We start from the raw sequence: 18211 nt of genomic DNA, 5'->3' as shown, positions 1-18211 counted from the left end.
ATTCCGAATTGCAGGCCCCGAGCACAGCGCTCGCAAAGCGCCTGGGAACTTCGCTTTCGCACATCGCCAAGTCACTCGAATCCGGGGCTCAAGGCGATGGAATCTGAAACCAAAGGGAGAGAACCATGAAATACATCCGAACCGGGGTCGCTGCGCTGGTGGCTTCGACCTGCCTGGCTGGATCGGCATTCGCGCAATCGAGTATTTCGGACTCGAGCGTTTGCCTGATCACCAAGGATGCCACCAACCCATTTTTCGTGAAGATGGCAGAGGGCGCGTTCCAGAAAGCTGCCGAACTCGGCGTGGCGTTGTACTCCTACGCCGGAAAGTTCGACGGCGACCATGAAACCCAGGTCGCTGCGATCGAAACCTGCATTGCGCAGGGCGTCGACGGAATCCTGCTGGTGGCGTCAGACACCAAGGCGATCACGTCTTCGGTTCAGCAAGCGCGTGATGCGGGCCTCGCCGTGATCGCCCTCGATACGCCGCTCGACCCGCTGGATGCGGCCGACATGACCTTCGCCACCGACAATTTCCAGGCCGGCGTCCTGATCGGCGAGTGGGCGGCCAAAACCATGGGTGACACCTCCGATGCCCGGATTGGCCTTCTGAACATCAACATCAGCCAGCCGACGGTCGGTGTCTTGCGCAACCAGGGCTTCCTTACGGGCTTTGGCGTTGAGATCGGGGACCCCTCAAAGTGGGGCGATGAGACCGACAGTCGCATTTCCGGCCAGGAACTCTCCAATGGCAACGCCGAGGGTGGCCGCGAGGGGATGGAGAACCTCTTGGCGATCGATCCTGAGATCAACGTGGTCTACACCATCAACGAGCCTGCGGCCGCTGGGGCCTATGAGGCCCTCAGGTCGGTCGGCCGCGAGAACGATGTGCTGATCGTCTCGGTCGATGGCGGCTGCCCCGGCATTGAGGATGTCGCATCGGGCGTCATCGGCGCAACGGCACAGCAATACCCCCTGGATATGGCCAGCCTCGGCGTCGAGGCGATTGCCGAATACGCTGCGTCGGGCGAACTTCCCGCTGCAACCGAGGGCAAGGACTTCTTTGACACCGGCGTTGGGCTCGTCACGGACGCACCCGTGGACGGCCTCGACCAGCTCAGTGTCGAACAGGGCCGCGAACTCTGCTGGGGCTAGTACACAAACGTTGTGTGCGGGCCGCATAGTGGCCCGTACATTCCAGCGATCGGAGGAGACCGTTGCCCAAAGCTCTAGATCAAGAAAACCTCGGTCAATCTGAGGAGGAATCCGTTGCCGACTTCTCGGGTTTCAACGATTCCTTCGGCACCCGGGTTGCCCATTTCCTTCACAATAATCCGGCGACGGTGCCATTGATCGTCTTGATCGCTTCGATGGTGATCTTCGGCATTTTGAATGGCAGCCGCTTCTTCTCTCCTTTCGCCCTGACGCTGATTTTGCAGCAAGTCTCCATAATCGGAATCATTGCCGCAGCCCAATCGCTTGTCATACTCACCGCCGGGATCGATCTGTCGGTCGGCGCCATCATGGTCTTGTCCTCGGTGATCATGGGGAAATTCACTTTTGACCTGGGTCTGCCACCCGAAATTTCGGCGCTTTGCGGCCTGCTTTGCGGAACCCTGATCGGCACCGTCAACGGCATGCTGGTGGCTTTCGTGAAGCTTCCGCCATTCATTGTGACGCTCGGCATGTGGCAGATCGCGCTGGCGGCCAACTTCTTGTACTCAGGCAGCGAAGTCATTCGAAGCCAGGACATTGCCCAGCAAGCTGCCTTTCTTCAGTTCTTCGGGGGGACGATCCGGATTGGCGGCGCGGCGATCACCTATGGCGTGATCTTCATGCTCGGTCTTGTTGCAGTCCTCAGCTACGTCCTGTCGCAAACCGCCTGGGGGCGCCATGTCTATGCCATCGGCGACGATCCCGAAGCGGCCGAATTGTCCGGCGTGAATGTCAAGTTCACAAGGGTTTCGGTTTATGCCCTGGCAGGCCTCATATGTGCGTTTGCGGGCTGGGTCCTGATCGGACGGCTTGGCTCCGTTTCACCGCAAGCCGGCCAACTGTCCAATATTGAATCCATTACCGCGGTGGTGATCGGCGGCATTTCCCTGTTTGGCGGTCGAGGGTCCCTGGCGGGGTCGCTCTTTGGCGCGCTCATTGTCGGCGTCTTTACCCTCGGGCTTCGGTTACTTGGTGCCGACGTTCAATGGACCTATCTGCTGATCGGCATTCTCATCATTTCGGCGGTAACCGTGGATCAATACATCAGGAAGAGTGTGTGATGAGCCAAACTGTACTTTCGGCACGCGGGCTGACGAAAAGATACGGCCGCGTCACTGCCATGGACAATTGCGACTTCGATCTGAGACCCGGTGAGATCCTGGCAGTGATAGGCGATAACGGCGCGGGAAAATCCACGCTGATCAAGGCACTTTCCGGGGCGATCCGGCCCGATCAGGGCGAAATAAGACTTGAAGGGAAGGTGGTGTCATTCGGTTCGCCAATTCATGCGCGCGAACACGGAATCGAGACCGTCTACCAGACCCTGGCCATGTCGCCGGCATTGTCCATTGCCGACAATATGTTCATGGGACGCGAACTCCGCAAACCCGGCCTGATGGGTCAGGTTTTTCGTCAGCTCGACAAGAAACGAATGCGTCAGATCGCGCGCGAGAAGCTCTCTGCGCTGGGCCTGATGACCATTCAGAATATCAATCAGACGGTCGAGACCTTGTCCGGGGGGCAAAGGCAGGGCGTCGCTGTGGCGAGGGCTGCTGCCTTCGGTTCAAATGTCGTCATACTGGACGAGCCGACTGCGGCCCTTGGCGTGAAGGAGAGCCGCCGCGTGCTGGAGCTCATTCAAAACGTTCGATCACGCGGAATTCCGATCGTCTTGATCTCGCACAACATGCCGCATGTTTTCGAGATTGCGGACAGGATTCACGTTCATCGGCTGGGATGCCGCCTGTGCGTTGTGAATCCCAAGGACGTTTCCATGTCCGATGCCGTCGCCTTGATGACCGGCGCCATGAAGCCCGCCGACGTTCCGATAGCCTCATGAAGCAGACAACGCTGGCCCGGGATGCTGAGCGGGTATGCCGCGATGTTCGTGAGCGAATGCGGGCTGGCGTCCGTACGGTGGTCGGCATTGCCGGCCCCCCGGCGTCAGGAAAATCCGCCTTGGCTCAGTTGGTGGTCGATCAATTGAACAACAACGCCCCGGTCAAACCACCTTTCGCGACGCTTCTACCCATGGATGGCTATCACCTCGACAATGCATTGCTGGAATCCCGGGGCCTGCTTTCGAGAAAGGGTGCGCCGGAAACCTTTGACGCAAACGGGTTCTGCGAGGCCGTCGCCAACCTCTCCGACTGTCGACGCGAAACCTACCATCCGAAGTTCGATCGGGAACTGGACCTGTCCATCGCCAACTCGATCGCAATTCACCCGGAGACCCCGGTTGTCGTCATCGAGGGCAACTATCTGCTTCTCAACTCGGATCCCTGGTCAAAGTTGAATGAGGCCTTCGCATTGACGGTGTTCGTCCGTCCCACTTTGGAAGAGCTGAAGAAGCGGCTCCTGCATCGATGGACCAAATACGGACTGGATGAGGAAGCCGCGTTGCGACGGGCGGAGAGCAATGACCTCGTCAATGCCCAGCTCATCCTGCGAAACAGCATCCGAGCAGATATTGAATTGACCCAAAGTTTCAATGAGTTCGGGGATTGAAACGGCTGTCGGCCAGCAGCGTCACAAGTGGCCGCGCAGGGCCTGCACCACGGGCGGCGCGTGCGTTGATCTGAGCCAAAGGTCCGGAACCCTGCGGCAAGTGCCCGGTGCCAAGCCGCCACGGCGCCTCGTTCAAACACGTTTGTGAACCCCGCCCTGCGGCCAACGGCAACGAGCCTGGGCAGAGCCAAGAGCCCCAGCGAGGACGTCATGCCGCTACCGTACGCATCATGCAAAAAATGGAGAACGCCGTGAAATTCTTCGTCGACACTGCAAACGTTGAGGAAATCAGGGAGCTGATGGAGACCGGCCTGTTGGATGGGGTCACGACCAACCCGAGCCTGGTGGCACAATCCGGCCAGGAGTTCACAAAGACGATCGCCGAAATCTGTAGCATCACGGACGCCCCGGTTTCCGCCGAAGTCGCCGCGACCGAGACGGAAGCGATGATCGAGGAAGGGACCTATCTGGCGTCCATTGCGCCAAATGTCGTGGTGAAGCTACCCCTGACCTTTGACGGTCTTCGCGCCTGCGCCCATTTCAGCCGCATCAACATCAAAACCAATCTGACGCTTTGCTTTTCGGCCAATCAGGCCCTTCTGGCCGCCAAGTCCGGGGCCACCTATGTTTCGCCGTTTATCGGGCGCGTGGACGACATCAATATCGATGGCATCGAACTGATCCGGGACATCCGGGCAATATTCGACAATTACGCCTTTGAAACCAAGATCCTGGCGGCATCGATCAGGTCGGTGAACCATGTGTCGCAGTCTGCTGTCGCCGGAGCAGATGTAGCGACCATCCCACCCACGGTCATTCGAAAGCTGGCTCATCATCCTTTGACAGACAAGGGATTGAAGCAGTTTGTCGAAGACTGGAAGTCGACGGGGCAGACCATAATCTGATGCGGGTCTGTCTGATGCAGCACACATGCTGCCTGTTGCCACGGGACGCCGGCCGAGATCGCCAAATTCCCTCATCAGTTGCGTGATGCCGTCCTGTGGGGCGCGCTTCACCGCCCCTGTCGCCGCGGGCGGATCAGCATCGGGGCGTCGTGGCTTGAGCACAGCCCGAAGGCGAGCCTGCCGGGTGAGAGCCACAATTGCGGGGGCTGGCCACGCAATGTCGGGCCACCGATCTCTTCGGGCTTCGGCGTCAGATCTTGCGGAATAGACGGAAGACAAACGCAATATGGCTGTCTAACCTCGATGTATCGGGGATGAGGGAATGCCATAATGCGCGATCAGGATGAGGAAAGCCTCGGTCCGGGCAGGCTTGACGCCTGCTATGGTCGCCCATATCGCCCTGATCTGGTCGGCATTTTCGACCTGGCCGTTGGACCGCACCACCTGAGCGATGAGGGCCTGATCGCGACCTGCATGCGCTTCTTTGTGATGCCCGATATCTGCAAATCTTTGCTGGGCGGTCGTGTTGCCGCGATCCTCATCCGCCAGGTCAGGAACTGGGCCAAAGACAGGGCCAAGAACCGGGTCAAGAACCGGGTCAAGAACAACAACGCCATCTCCCTTACTATCCACGGCACCAACGGCATGGTCGCGCGCATGGTCAAGGGAGGGAAGGTTATCGGAGTGAATGTAATATCGAACAATCTGCTCACACAGCACGCAAATATCATAGGACTCGAATTCTGACAAAAGACTCCATTCGAATCAGAAATAGAGATAATTTAAAAAAGAAAGATTCTCAAAGAAGGTGCTATGTAAACAAAATGAACAACAAAAGCTTCTTTATTTCAATATTCGTGGTAATGTGTTCTTTTATTGTTGGAGAAGTTGCATTAAGATACATTGCTACATCAATAAGTTTTGATCGGGTTCGGCATGAGTTGGTGCCTCATGAACAAATATATCATGATGTAAAAGAGATATATTTTCCTTTTGTCGCGCCTATATCGCTTCAGACCGATCAAGATAGAATATGCTCTTACTGTTTTAGGGATATTTATTTAGATAAATTGGATATAATATATACTACGTCCAATTCTTTTGAAGACGCTACTATTTACTCCGTTCAACGTGATTGTCCGATTGATATTCAATGTATATCTATAAATAGCGGCGAATATTATGGCATAATTGTTGAAAATACGGAAAATATAGATCGTGAGTTGTCCTCCAGAACGGATTGTGCGAAGGGTGTTTCTTTACTTTATCGATATAGATATTGTATAACGACAAAATACTATAATAATCGTCCTGTTTTCAAGCTAAGTTCAGTCGATTTTGAAGCTCATAAGTTCGATATTATTTCGCATATTACGTTAGATCGAAGTATGTATAATGATGAATTGTCAATTTATGTGGACCTAATCGCAGAAGAAGTTTTTGAGCGTCATTTCTCAACATACAACCGATATCCGCTCAAAACTATGCACGGAGATAATACATGAATTGAGTGGAGTGGTATTTCTATTCGCGCCTATCAGAACTTGTATATTCTGATGGCGGTGAAGCCGAATTCGATGGATATTTAACAAGTTGTTATTCGGCGCGAGGATACCATTTCAATTCCTATATTCGCCGCAACGTCGTTGTCATTGCGATAAGAAGCGAGGCTGCCTGACGCATAGGGGCCGATTGAGAGTTGACGATCAACGTCACGCCGGTCAGTCAACGCTGGAATGTGAGATGAATGGTGCCGCTCTCGGCGGTTTCCGACGTCACCGAATAGCCCTCCTCGAGGCCGCGCAGATCGTCCCAGAGGCGAATGCCGCGCCCGAGCAATATTGGCGCGATGGCCACATGCAAATGGTCGACCAGCCCGGCCTCGAGATAGTCGCGGGCCATGGTCGGTCCGCCACCGATCCGCACATCCTTGCCTTTCGCCTCCCGCGTCGCCCGCTCCAGCGCCTCGCCCGGATCGGCTGCGAGGAAATGGAACGTGGTGCCGCCAGCCATCTGCAATGATGGCCTGGGCGTGTGTGTCAGCACGAAGACCGGACAGTGGAATGGCGGCTCGTCGCCCCACCATCCTTTCCAATCCGGATCGTTAGGATGGTCATGCAGGCCGAACTTGCCGGCTCCCATGATCTCTGCGCCGATATTGTCGAAATAATCCTGGGCATATTTGTCATCGATACCGGTCGTGCCTTTGCCGCTCGTGTCTTTGAAGACGCGCTCTCGGAACGTCCTTGTGGCGACATAGGCTCCCACGAGACGCGACCAGTCTGGGCCGAAGGGATTTTCAGGGGTCTGGTCCGTCGTCGTTGCGAACCCGTCGAGCGAGATGAGGAGGTCGATGCGAACTGCCACTGGTGCGCTCCTGAATAATACTAAGGTAAGTGCCTTCCTATAAAAACTCGAACACTAAGGCAAGTGCCTTTTTATCCTTGACCGGGACAGGCTGCCGCATTACCCCCGTCATATGCCCCACCATTCATCCCCCCTCGACCTGGCCTTCCACGCCCTCAGCGACCCGACCCGCCGCGCGGTGCTGTCGCGATTGGCGGAAGGCGAACTGCCGGTGACCGCGCTGGCCGAGCCTTTCCACATGGCACTTCCCTCTTTCGCGCAGCATCTCAAGGTGCTGGAGGATTGCGGATTGATCGCCACCGAAAAGCGGGGGCGCAGCCGCTGGTGCCGGCTGGAGCCGGAACGCTTCGAGGAGGCGGCGAACTGGATGGAAGCGGAGCGCCGGCGCTGGGCCCAGCGGCTCGACCGGCTCGAAGCCTACCTCGACAAGACCGAAGGGAATGACGATGGACAAGCTGTTCGAGACGTGGTCGCTCGACCGTGAAATCGTGCTGGTCAAGGTGCTGAAGCACCCGCGCCACAAGGTTTTTGCCGCGTGGATGGATCCCGAGGCGCTCGCGCAGTGGTACGGACCCGAAGGCCTCAGCATCGAGAACCACAAGACGGATATCCGCGAGGGCGGGGAATGGCGCTTCGACATGGTAGGCGTATTTGAAGGCCGGGAGCAGCGGTTCCCCTGCCTCATGCGCTTTCTGAAGATCGTGCCGGATGAGCAAATCGTTGCGGACTACGGTAGTCCGGACCCGAACGACCCGGACCGCTTCTATTTGACGGTCACATTCGATGAGCAGGCCGACGGCAAGACCGTGCTGACGATGCGCCAGCTTCATCCGAGCCGTGAACGCCGCCAGACAGTCGTCGGCTTCGGCGCGGTGGAATATGGCCTGCAGACGCTGGACAGCCTGGCCGCCTGGTTGGGGGGCTGAACGCTGCATCGGCGTCGTGATGCCATCCTGTCGGAGCGCGCTTCACCGCCCCTGCCGCCGCGGGCGGATCAGCATCGGACCGTATTCGGCAAGGAACAGCCCGAAGGCGAGGAGCCAGAGAAGCGCGCTGGTCGTCAGCACCGTGAGATAGGCATCGGGCGCAAAATCGACCGCGAAACGCAAGATGGCGGCGGCGATCAGTGCCGAATAGGCCAGCGTCGTCACCGGGCTCGCGGCGAGCGGATTGCCGGTATGGCCGCGCGTGGCGCGGGTCATGACCGCAAGGGTCATGGTGCCGATGGCGCCGACCGTGAGCACATGCAGGCCGGTGACCGGGCCGATCAGACCGAAGGCGGCAGCCGATATCGCGGCCAGCCCGAGCGGCAGGAACCCATAGGCGGCGTGTAGTACCAGGACCAGCGGCTCGCGCCACGCGGCGAGCCCGCGCCAGCGCAAAAGCCGTAAGGCGTGGAGGATCGCGGCGGTTCCGGCAAGCACCCCGGTCCACAGGCTCTCGGGAATGGCGATCCAAAGCCCGAAGGCACCAAGCCCGACAAGCAGCACCATCCGGTCGAACCGACCGAACGAGGCCGGCAATTTGGCGTCGCCCTGCCGGGCCAGCCAGTTCCGCGTGAAGCTGACCGCCAGCCGCCCCCCGATCAGCGAGATCAGCAGCAACCAGACGGCAATCGCCAGCCGATAAGCGGGGCCTGTGTCCCCGCCGCCGATCACGGCCCAGTGGAACCATGCATTGGCAATGGTCAAAAGCCCGAGACCCGCGACCACATGCAAATTCTTCCAGTTGTGTCCTGCCCCGATCTCGCGGGCGGCAATCGCCGCGAGCAGCGGGAAGAAGGCGAGGTCAACGGAAATGGCGGGCCACAGCGCCGCCTCGGTCGGGGCCAGCAGCGCCAACCGTCCGGCAAGCCACAGCAGAACCAGAACCAGCAGTGGTGCGCCCGAAACCGGCAGCCGTCCGGTCCAGTTCGGGATCGCGGTCAGCATGAACCCGGCGAGCGCGGCCCCCGCATAACCGAACAGCATCTCATGGGCATGCCAGTGAATGGCGCCATAGGCACCACCAATGGGCCAGCCCGCGGCGATGGCGCCGGTCCACAGGATCATGGCCAGCATCGCCCAGACCCCGGCCCCGAGAAAGAACGGCCGAAATCCATAGGAAAGGATGGCCGGACCCTGACGGGCAATGCCGCGCGGAATGCCGGCGCGGGGGGCCCTTTCGTTTGGCGGACGGAGCTCGGCTCGCAGATTGGCCTCGGTATGGGAACGGGCGGCGGGGACAGTCATGGCACAACTCCTTTTGCCCGCTCTTGCTAGCCGGTCCTTCGCGCGTCTTCTTTGCGCCGCCGCAAAGTACGCGCCGGTCGCCCGCGCTAGGAAGAGGGTGAGGAGGCCGCACCGATGGCAGACGCATTCGACGATATGACCGTTTCCGAGATCATGACCCGCTGGCCGCAGACGGTGCGCGTGTTTCTCGATCTCCGGTTGCTCTGTGTGGGCTGCCCGATCGGCGGCTTTCACACGCTTGTCGATGCGGCCGAAGAACACGGCATTGCGCTTGAATGGCTTGAAGAGCAGATCCGGGAGGCGATCGATCTCGGCACCACCATGCCGAAACCGGACAATGGCCCGCGCTGGTGGCCCTTTGGCCGCCCCTGAAATCCGGGCCTAGCGCTCGCGGCCTTCGGCGATCAGCATCAAGCCGTGCGGGTCGCGCACCAGCAGCTTCTGCCGCCCGCCCTTGACGATCCCCTGCGCCTCCCAGGCGCTGAACAGCCGCGAGACGGTGTGCAGCGTTGTACCGGTCATCTCTGCGACATCCTGCCGTGAGACCGGGAAATCGATGCGTATGCCCTCGGCTTCCTTCTTTCCCGATTGCTGTACCAGCCTGAGAACCGCATGGGCGACGCGGCGTTCCACGTCCTCGGTTGCCATTTCGAGAATGCGCGTCTGCGCCTCCTGCAGGCGTTGCCCGATCGTCTGCATGGCATTGACCGCCAGGCTCGGATGATGATCGACGAACAAATCCCAGTTTGCCATGGGCCACGCCAGAACCAGGCTCTCCCCGGCGGCGACGGCGGTGCCGGGATAATCGGGCCGCTGCAGGGCCTTGGCGATGCCGAAAAGATCGCCGGGATTGACGACACGCACCATGACCTGCTGGCCATTGGGGGTCACGCGGCTGACCTTGAGCCGGCCATTCAGCAGAACGAAGAACTCGGTCGCGGTCTTGCCCTGTTCAAACACCGCCTGGCCCGAGGGAACCCGCCGCACATTGGCCTTGGAGAGCACATCGTCGAGTTCGTCATCACTCATGCGCTCGAACAGCGCCATGGAGCGGATCAGGCTGCGGTCGAGTGCTGGCATGACAGAGAGCCCGGGACTGTGTGGCGGCGAGGAATGCGGGCAGGGTATCACACGGATTTGCCGGTGCAATCCGCGCCCTGCCAAAGGCGAAATCCGGCTCGCACCACACCCGCAACCTTATTGAGTGCGGACACTAGTCCCAGAGCCGGCGTAACCCCGCGGTCAGCCGGTCGAACGTCCCGACCGGTTCGCGCACCAGCCGGAAACCGAGATTGTCCGGCGGCACACCCACGGCGCAGCCGCCGGCTCGCGCGTCGCGGATGAAATTGGTGATCGATGTGCGGTGTTCGCCCGCCACCGCATGCGCGCCGCAATTCTTGACGACCGAAAGCTCCGCGCCGGTCGCATCGAGCCGCACCCGGGCAAAGCAGGTGTCGGTCCATTCCCAGACATTGCCGGCCATATCGGTAAGCCCGTGCTCGTTCTTCCCGAAATGCCCGAGCGGTTGCGGTTGGGCGTCGGCTTGCCGTTCCGCCGATTGGCGATAACCGGCGAGCCAGCGCGTGGCCGGATTGTCGATATCCGAGGTCTCGTCGAGCCCTTCGAATTGATAGCGGCTGCCGGCGGCAAAACTCCACTCGGCATCGGTGGGCAAACGCCAGCGCTCGCCGGTTTGCACCGACAACCAGCGCGCATAATCCGTCGCATCGTCATAGCTGATCATGGTGGCGGGCAGGGGGCGCCCGTCGCTGCTCAGGCTTTGCTTGAGCCCGTTATCCGCGCAGCCGCCATCGGCGACGCACAGCGCATAGTCTGTCGCGGCGATCAGGTGCCGGGTGATGACCAGCGGCGCGGTGAGCGAATGGCTGACCGCCGGGGCGTCGACGGGATCGCCTTCCTTGAGCCAGGCCCCTGCCGGCCGGTAGGTAAAGCTGGCCGGTGCGAGCGTGACGGTTTCGGGGGCGGTGATGCCGCTGTCCGTTGTTTGTCTTGTATCCGGCAGGACGATGGCGACCAACAGCACCGAGGCCGCGGCAAGCGCAATCAGCGGCGCGGTCAGCCCGCGCAGGGCACCTGGAAAAATCCGGGCAGTTGGTTGAGCCGTTGTCATCATCGCCTCCCATGGGGAAGAAGGCCGGCCCGCGGGAACAGCGGGCCGGCCTCTGTGCGGTCAGTTGATCGGGCTCGGTTCGAGGACCTGGGTCATCAGATCGTCGTTCCATTCACCCTCGACCTGCACATGGGCGGTGGCGCCCAGTTCCACGGCCTCGATGAGGTTGTGGTTCACATAGGCGTAGAGCCCGGGTTGTAGGAAGGTGTAGAGCGCTGCACCCGCTGATCCGCCCCGGATGAACCAGGTCTCGAGGTCGCGCTGCGGCGGGTTGCGGAACTTGCCGGTCTCCCACACGAGGTCGCCATGCCCGCCGATCAGGTGCGGGCGGGTGTCGCGGTTGGCCTGGCTGTGAACGAACAGCACGGTTTCCCCGACATTGGCGGTGAGCGCGTTGTCGCCGGTCAGCGCGCCGACAGCGCCGTTGAACACTTCATGGGTCGGGATCAGCGTGCGCATGACCTCAACCATATCGGCATAGCCATCGCCCGGCGTATCGTATTCCTTGAAGTTCCCGTCGGCGTCGCGCGGGATATAGAAGTCCTGTTCGCCGATATAATAGACCTTGTCATAGCGCACGGCCCGGCCTTCGGGATCCTTCAGCCCGTCGCGGGGCAGGATCATGATGGCGCCATTCATGCCCGACACAACGTGCCAGGGGATCATCGGACCGCCCGGGGCACAGTGATAGACAAAGGTACCGGGCCGGGTGGCCTTGAAGCGCAACACAACCTTTTCGCCCGGGCTGACAAAGGTCAGAGCGCCGCCGCCCAACGCGCCGGTCGCGGCGTGGAAGTCGATATTGTGCGGCATGGTGTTGGTGTCGGGATTGACCAGCGTCAGCTCGACATAGTCGCCCTCATGCACAACCATCAGCGGACCGGGCACCGACCCGTCAAAGGTCATCGCCTGCACGGTGGCGCCGTAATCGTCGATGACCAGCTTCTTTTCCTCGATGGTCATGGTGAACTTTTTCACCTTGGGTGCGCCGGGCGCTGTCTGGTTATGCGCATGCACGAAGGGCGGCCGCGCCAGTTCGATGGTTTCGGTCTCGAGCCCGGCGACGTCTTCGTCGGCCCAGGCCTGCTTGGTGGCCATGGCGGCGGCGGTAACGCCGAGCACGGCAGCACTGCCGGTCAAAAACGTCCGGCGCCGGATGTTGGTATTGGTCATCTTTCTTCTCCTTGGCCAAACGGACCCCGTTCGGGTCCGAACGAGACTGTTCCTAGGCCTCTTGAAGGCAACGGTCTTTGATGAAGCGCAAACAACGGCAGGTTGATTTCCCCGGGCCCTTCTCGGTGCACGCCGTGTTTGCGCTTCATCAAAGAAGCGCTGCCGGTGCGGGGTTATCAGCACGCTCAAGACGCGCCGGCCAAACGGCATTACCCGCAAGCGTATTGCCCGATGGGTTGAACGAAAGCGGCGCGTGGTACCCAAGGAGAAGACCAATGACCCGCAACACACTGACGACGCCCATCGCTGCCGCCGCCCTCGCGCTGTTGACCGCCCTCACCCCGGCGATCCTGACCCCGGCCATGGCGGCCGATCACCAGGTCCAGATGCTCAACAAGGGCGAGGCCGGTGCGATGGTTTTCGAACCGGCGCTTATCGAGGCCGCGCCCGGCGACACGGTCACCTTCGTGGCCACGGACAAGGGACACAATGCGGAAACCATCAAGGGTCTCATCCCCGAGGGGGCCGAAGCGTTCAAAAGCGCCTTTGGCAAGGACTTCACGGTCACCGTCGATGCCGCGGGCGTCTATGCTGTCAAATGCACACCGCATTACCCCATGGGCATGGTCGCTCTGATCGTGGTTGACGGTGACCTGGGCAATCTCGATGCGGTCAAGGCCGGCAAATATCCCGGCAAGGCCAAGGCGCGCATGGCCGACCTTTTCGCTGAACTTGGCCAATAGACGGGCTGCCCAACGGCAGACGACCGGCGAGGGGCGTCACTGCGCAGGCGGTGGCGCTTCTTTTTTCTCGTGGAGCGCGTTCATCAGCACGCCGATGAGCTCGGCCTGGCGCCGCACCCCGGTCTTCCCGAAGATCCGTTCGAGATGGGTGCGCACCGTGTTCACCGAGATGCCGCATCGCTGAGCCACGGCGGCGCGCCCGTCGCCCTTCATCACTTCGATGGCAATTTCCGCTTCTTTCGGCGTCAGCCCGAATTGCGCCATCAGCCTTTGGCCGCCCGCGTCTTGTGTTTCGGCGATCGCGCGTATCGTGACCATGGCGCAAGGACGCGAACCGAAGGGGCAATCGCTGTTCCAGCGATTGGGCAGAATGTCGATTTCAAAGCGTTGCGAACCGGTCCCGTGCACGCGCAGGCGCCGCGCCGCCGCCACCGGCATCCGTCCCCCAAGTAGTGTCTTGAGTGCCGCCCCGAACTCGGCATCGGCCCGCGGGTCCACAAACCCGATGCTTTGGTCCTTTGACTGCAGGGGACAGGCCGGATCAATCATCATCCGTTCGGCCATGGGGCTGGCAAAAAGGGCGCGGCGCGCAGCGTCGAGAATCAACACCCCGCCTTGCTCGATGACCGGCGTTGCCGCCGTGACTGCGCGCCATTCCGCCCGCATCATCCGCAGCCGCCGCGAAATCCGCGCTGATCGCCTCAGGTGAGGGCTCAACAAGCGCGCGGTCGAAAGCGCCTGACTGTGAATTTCATCATCGCCGACTGAGGCGGGCATGGCGAAATTGACGAAAGCGCGCTCTTCACGCACCAGATTGGCGAGGATGGCCTGCACTCCCAGTCCGGCGGGGCGCAGGAATTCGAAATAGAAGCCGGCATGCTTTTCGGCCTCGATCGAGGCTTCACCCTGTGTCGGTACCGGGTTGGCGGTCTTGCCCGCCCTTGGCGAGGCCGGGTCATGCCGCCACCAGTGATCCACATAGGCGCTGATATGCGCTGTATCGGCGCGGGGTGCCATCACCGAGGCGCGGTCCATTTCCGGATCGACGGCAACCAGCATGGCGTGCTCCATGCCGCCGAGATCGGCAATGTTACACAACAGATCCGGCCACGCGGTATCGCCGACCGCCGCCGAATAGATTCTCTCGATTATCTCCTCGAGATCAGAACTGATTGTGTTTCCCCCGCAGCGCCGGTCAGCCAACGCCAAGCGCCCGAAGCAAGCGCCCCGAAACGGACCGGACATCGAGGGCTACGATATTCGGCCCTTTGTTGGCGTTGCTAGGGTCACCCGCCCGATTGCTTGGTCAAGGTGCCGATTATGAACAGAAAACCGATTGCCATCGGACAAACGTCCCACGTCCCCGGAATCGGCAATGCCTAGATTCGAGCCCTCTGTGCGATTCGGAATTGGGGGCAATCGCGGTGGCGGCCCGGCGCTATCCACCGGATGTGGGGACGATGAATCGATCAAATCGGCTGAAAACCGGGCTTGCCGTGTTGGCAATCGCCGCCGCGCAGTTTCTGGGTGCGGCGCCGGCATATGCCGCGCCGGCATATGAGGAAGTCTATACGATCCACCTTGATGCCGGCTTGATCGGGGAGGTCGATATCGAGTTCTGCGCCGGCACGATGGCCGACCTGTTGCCGGTCGTGACCGCGACACCCTGGTATTCGGAAAACATAACCCCGACGAGCCTGACGAGGGAGCAGATTGCGACCTTCACCATCGACTATGTCAACCAGGTCATCAACGATAACTATATCCGGCTGCACACCTACGAATTCACGGCCTGGCCGAGCCCGAGCGGCTATGGAACCTGGGGGGTCATCCCTGCGGGTGGCACTGTCAGCGGCTATGTTGCAGGCGACGACACCAATCCTCGCATTCTGGCGGTCGTGGAGGGGAGCTGCACCGGCACAACGATGCCGATCGGAGTGCCGCTGACGCCCGAGCTGACTTTTTCAACCGACTCCCTTGATGCCGTCATCGGCACCGCGATTACCCCGGTCACCGCCGAAGCGGCGAATTTCAGTGATGGCGCCATAATCGCGTTCAGCGTCGATCCGGCGCTGCCCGCCGGCCTCGCGATCAATCCCGCGGATGGCAGCATTTCGGGCACACCGACGGCCGCGACCGCGAGCGCGACCTATACCGTCACTGCGACCAATACCCTCGATTCCGGTGAAACCGCCGAAGACACCATCGACATCGAGGTGATCAAAGCCGATCCGAATTTACGCTGGCTGGGTGGGTCTCCGGAGATCGTTGCGACATATGGGAATGATCCGGCAACGATCTTCGGTACCTGGCTCACCTCGGACAACACCGATACCGGCACTCTTTCTTATGTCATCGGCGACACCACCATTGCTGGCCAGAGCGGCGGCACGCTCAGTTTCCTCAAGCCGGGCACCACCACGATCAACGTCACCCAGGCTGCCGACGACACCTATCTCGGCGACGCCATCGCCGGCACGCTGAGGGTCGACAAACAGGCCAGCACGACGGGCCTTGCCGCCGACGAGGTGCTGATCGGAGAGGGCGAGGAACTGACCCTGACCGCGACGGTGGCACCCGCGGATGGTGGCCGAACCCCCACCGGCACGGTGACCTTCACCGCCGATGGATCTGTTGGGCTTGGGAGTGCGCCGGTCGGCCCCGGCGGGACCGCGGAACTCAAGACCTCGGCGCTGACCGCCGGCAATCGCACCATTGCCGCCAGCTATAGCGGGGACGACTACTACCTCGCCTCGGCCTCGACCGATGATGCCGGCGTCGAGGTCGATGGCTCCCGCCCCGGTGTCAGCCTCGATGGTCCAACGGACCGCGTGACCGCGGCGTTCACCGTCACCGTGACGTTTACAGAAGACGTCGATCCGATCGTTGCAGGCGATGTCGGCGTCACCGGGGGCACGATCACGGGTTTTGTGGAGACCACAACCAACCGCGTCTGGACCGTGACCGTCGAACCCGATGGCGGCGGCACGGTCACCGTGTCGGTATCCGAAGGGGTGACGATGGATATGGCAGGCAATCTCAACACTGCCGCGACACCTTTTGTGGTTGAGGCCGGTTCGCCCGCCACCAGGTTCGAGGATGATGAGGCGGTGATCCGGGAGACGCTACGCAAGGAAGCGATCCGCAATCTTGCCAACACGCTCAAATCCAATCGCCGGGCCTCCACCGGCGCCCGCAACCGGTTCATCGACCATCGTCAGCAGGGCAATGGCGGCGGCGAAGACACCATGCCGATGCTCAACAGCTATGCGGCGATGATCGACGGCACCTTCTCGGCGGCGAACGGTGCCGCCAGCGGCAATCTCGCGGCATTCCAGCCCTTCCTTGAAACCGACAGCGGTGCGGCGCTGGGCCTGTTCGGCGATTTCAACCTGAGCCGCGACGATGACGGCTCGATTTCCGGTCAGCTCACCGGGCGCCTTTCCCGCGACCAGATGATCGGCAACGACCTGATGCTCGGCGCGTTCATGGGGATCGAGCTCGGCCGGTCAGCGCTTGAGGGCACCTATTCAGGCGGGCAGGACACAATCGGGGTGACGGTTGGCGGCACCATGGTGGCGGCCCTGGCCGAAGGCCTTTACCTCGACGGGTTTGTCACGCTGGGGCTGGCGCAGAACCATCTCGAACTGAGCGATGGGACGCTCGATCTCGTCAGCGATTATCTGTCGACAACCGGCACCATCGGCGCCGCCCTGACCGGGGTGATCGAAATGCCGCGTGCCGAGATCCGGCCCGAGATTTCCGCTTCGCTCGGTCACACAAGGCTTGGCGATGTCGGCTTCACCGGCACCGCCTATGGTCTGATCGATGAGACCCTGACCCTTGATGCGGATGCGGTGACCATCGGCACGATCATGCTACGCCCCGAAATGCTCTTGCCGCTCGACGGTTTGCCGGTGGCTCAAAGCGGCACGGTGATGTCGCTGGCCCCGCGCCTCGCATGCGAGTTCGTCTATGTCGAGACCCTTGACCGGGCTTGCGGCACCGGCGCGGAAATCGGCTACACCCACAGTTTCGATGCCGATGCCAGCCTGGTCTCGGGGCTCGTGCAACTCGACCGGTTGGGCGACACCACAAGCATCGGGATAGAGATGAATCTCGACGTTCGGTTCTGACCTCGATTCTGGCTCAGCCGGGCATGCCCTCGAGCTTGCGAACGGTCTCCAGCCCGTTGTCCCAATCGGCCCGATCGGCCATCGCGATATGCGCCGTGGGCCGGCGATTAACGGGCGTGTCGAGGCTGCCGGCAGGCACCACAAGCATTGCGCCATCGGTTTGCTGCCGGGGCATTGCGGCCCCGCATTCGGTACAAAAGCTCTTTTCATGCCGGCTGCCCGGCACCCGATAGGTTTTCACCAGCTTCTCGCCGGACAGCCAGGTGAGATTTGCCTGCGACGAGAACAGGTTGGCCGCATGGGCGGAACCGGTGTCCTTCCGGCAGCGGCCACAATGGCACAGGAAGAAATGCTCGAATTCACCGGCGATCTCGAACCGGACGGCGCCGCATTGGCAGCTGCCTTTGTGGAGTGAGGGCATGGTTTTTCCTGCCGCAAGAGGAGGGTGAGACACTGCTCTTAGCTGCTTCCAGCCTGAATCCCAAAGCAGTTTTGGCCGATTGCACACCGGTCACTCCTGGCCTGGACTGGCGGCGACGACGAGCGGCGTCCCTTCAAGGTCGCCGGTATGAGGACTGTCGACCGGTCGCAGGCGCAAGACGGACCCGAACCGGTATCGCCCGGATTCCTGGGCATCTTTCAATATAGCCCTATCCCGAAATCCGATGTTTCCGAACCGAAACGTGCCACCAGATCGTCCTGCAACGGACGCAATGACGAAAAAGATGAAAATGGTCATTGCGTAATTCAGTATGGCGAGTATTGTCTTCCGGAAAGTCAGACGCACCGACCGGGCCCCTTGG

Annotated in this window: 19 protein-coding genes; 12 read left to right on the top strand and 7 right to left on the bottom strand. The window is 60.9% G+C overall.

The window, feature by feature from the left end; translation table 11 throughout:
- Positions 1-134: 134 nt before the first annotated feature.
- The 7 genes from G489_RS0115060 (at position 135) to G489_RS22515 (ending at position 6132) form a co-directional block, all read left to right on the top strand.
- Positions 135-1154 carry a sugar ABC transporter substrate-binding protein gene (locus tag G489_RS0115060; protein ID WP_245578939.1) on the top strand — a complete coding sequence of 340 codons (1020 nt, stop codon included), beginning with the start codon at positions 135-137 and terminating at the stop codon, positions 1152-1154.
- Between the two features lie 62 nt (positions 1155-1216).
- Positions 1217-2275 (top strand): ABC transporter permease, encoded by a 1059-nt coding sequence (locus G489_RS0115055; protein ID WP_029042218.1) that lies wholly within the window; start codon positions 1217-1219, stop codon positions 2273-2275.
- The gene (locus tag G489_RS0115050) at positions 2275-3054 is read left to right on the top strand and encodes an ATP-binding cassette domain-containing protein (RefSeq protein WP_029042217.1); all 780 of its coding nucleotides are present in this window, start codon (positions 2275-2277) and stop codon (positions 3052-3054) included. The genes G489_RS0115055 and G489_RS0115050 overlap by 1 nt, the downstream gene beginning before the upstream one ends.
- Positions 3051-3722, top strand: coding sequence for a nucleoside/nucleotide kinase family protein (locus G489_RS0115045; protein WP_035872852.1), 672 nt, complete (start codon positions 3051-3053; stop codon positions 3720-3722). The genes G489_RS0115050 and G489_RS0115045 overlap by 4 nt, the downstream gene beginning before the upstream one ends.
- A 251-nt stretch (positions 3723-3973) precedes the next feature.
- Entirely contained in the window at positions 3974-4627 is a 654-nt protein-coding gene (gene fsa / locus G489_RS0115040) for a fructose-6-phosphate aldolase (RefSeq protein WP_029042215.1), read from the top strand.
- A gap of 330 nt (positions 4628-4957) precedes the next feature.
- Entirely contained in the window at positions 4958-5374 is a 417-nt protein-coding gene (locus G489_RS0115035; protein WP_029042214.1) for a hypothetical protein, read from the top strand.
- Between the two features lie 77 nt (positions 5375-5451).
- On the top strand, positions 5452-6132 hold the full coding sequence (locus tag G489_RS22515) for a hypothetical protein (RefSeq protein WP_155889414.1): 681 nt from the start codon (positions 5452-5454) through the stop codon (positions 6130-6132).
- Between the two features lie 220 nt (positions 6133-6352).
- Here G489_RS22515 and G489_RS0115030 read toward each other — a convergent pair whose 3' ends face one another.
- Positions 6353-6994: a dihydrofolate reductase family protein gene (locus G489_RS0115030; RefSeq protein ID WP_029042213.1), complete on the bottom strand. Its 642-nt coding sequence runs from the start codon at positions 6992-6994 to the stop codon at positions 6353-6355.
- Positions 6995-7106: 112 nt separating this feature from the next.
- Between G489_RS0115030 and G489_RS0115025 the strand changes: the two genes are divergently transcribed.
- Both G489_RS0115025 and G489_RS0115020 read left to right on the top strand, forming a co-directional pair.
- The gene (locus tag G489_RS0115025; RefSeq protein ID WP_029042212.1) at positions 7107-7478 is read left to right on the top strand and encodes an ArsR/SmtB family transcription factor; all 372 of its coding nucleotides are present in this window, start codon (positions 7107-7109) and stop codon (positions 7476-7478) included.
- A complete protein-coding gene (locus G489_RS0115020; protein ID WP_029042211.1) occupies positions 7441-7920 on the top strand; it encodes an SRPBCC family protein in 480 nt (159 codons plus the stop codon). The genes G489_RS0115025 and G489_RS0115020 overlap by 38 nt, the downstream gene beginning before the upstream one ends.
- Before the next feature lie 42 nt (positions 7921-7962).
- Here the strand turns inward: G489_RS0115020 and G489_RS0115015 are convergent, their stop codons facing one another.
- Entirely contained in the window at positions 7963-9225 is a 1263-nt protein-coding gene (locus tag G489_RS0115015) for an NnrS family protein (RefSeq protein ID WP_035872849.1), read from the bottom strand.
- Between the two features lie 114 nt (positions 9226-9339).
- Between G489_RS0115015 and G489_RS20895 the strand changes: the two genes are divergently transcribed.
- On the top strand, positions 9340-9597 hold the full coding sequence (locus G489_RS20895) for a DUF1858 domain-containing protein (RefSeq protein WP_035872848.1): 258 nt from the start codon (positions 9340-9342) through the stop codon (positions 9595-9597).
- A gap of 9 nt (positions 9598-9606) precedes the next feature.
- Here G489_RS20895 and G489_RS0115005 read toward each other — a convergent pair whose 3' ends face one another.
- The 3 genes from G489_RS0115005 to nirK form a co-directional block, all read right to left on the bottom strand.
- Positions 9607-10305 carry a Crp/Fnr family transcriptional regulator gene (locus G489_RS0115005; RefSeq protein WP_029042209.1) on the bottom strand — a complete coding sequence of 233 codons (699 nt, stop codon included), beginning with the start codon at positions 10303-10305 and terminating at the stop codon, positions 9607-9609.
- A 133-nt stretch (positions 10306-10438) separates the two neighbouring features.
- The gene (locus G489_RS20890; RefSeq protein ID WP_162142443.1) at positions 10439-11356 is read right to left on the bottom strand and encodes an SUMF1/EgtB/PvdO family nonheme iron enzyme; all 918 of its coding nucleotides are present in this window, start codon (positions 11354-11356) and stop codon (positions 10439-10441) included.
- Positions 11357-11416: 60 nt separating this feature from the next.
- Positions 11417-12529: a copper-containing nitrite reductase gene (gene nirK, locus G489_RS0114995; protein ID WP_035872847.1), complete on the bottom strand. Its 1113-nt coding sequence runs from the start codon at positions 12527-12529 to the stop codon at positions 11417-11419.
- Between the two features lie 275 nt (positions 12530-12804).
- Here nirK and G489_RS0114990 point away from each other — a divergent pair, with 275 nt between their 5' ends.
- Complete coding sequence (locus tag G489_RS0114990) at positions 12805-13272, top strand: pseudoazurin (RefSeq protein WP_035872846.1); 468 nt, start codon at positions 12805-12807, stop codon at positions 13270-13272.
- A 36-nt stretch (positions 13273-13308) separates the two neighbouring features.
- Here the strand turns inward: G489_RS0114990 and G489_RS0114985 are convergent, their stop codons facing one another.
- On the bottom strand, positions 13309-14475 hold the full coding sequence (locus G489_RS0114985; protein WP_035872845.1) for a helix-turn-helix transcriptional regulator: 1167 nt from the start codon (positions 14473-14475) through the stop codon (positions 13309-13311).
- A gap of 257 nt (positions 14476-14732) precedes the next feature.
- On the opposite strand from G489_RS0114985, the gene G489_RS0114980 reads away from it, so the two are divergent.
- Positions 14733-17408, top strand: coding sequence for an Ig-like domain repeat protein (locus tag G489_RS0114980; RefSeq protein ID WP_035872844.1), 2676 nt, complete (start codon positions 14733-14735; stop codon positions 17406-17408).
- A 13-nt stretch (positions 17409-17421) separates the two neighbouring features.
- Here G489_RS0114980 and G489_RS0114975 read toward each other — a convergent pair whose 3' ends face one another.
- Positions 17422-17829 (bottom strand): GFA family protein, encoded by a 408-nt coding sequence (locus G489_RS0114975; RefSeq protein ID WP_029042204.1) that lies wholly within the window; start codon positions 17827-17829, stop codon positions 17422-17424.
- Positions 17830-18211 lie beyond the last annotated feature (382 nt).

This window comes from Cucumibacter marinus DSM 18995 (genome assembly GCF_000429865.1).
GTDB lineage: Bacteria > Pseudomonadota > Alphaproteobacteria > Rhizobiales > Devosiaceae > Cucumibacter > Cucumibacter marinus.
The sequence above is the reverse complement of the archived record's forward strand: the minus strand, read 5'-3'. Positions and strand labels throughout refer to the sequence as shown.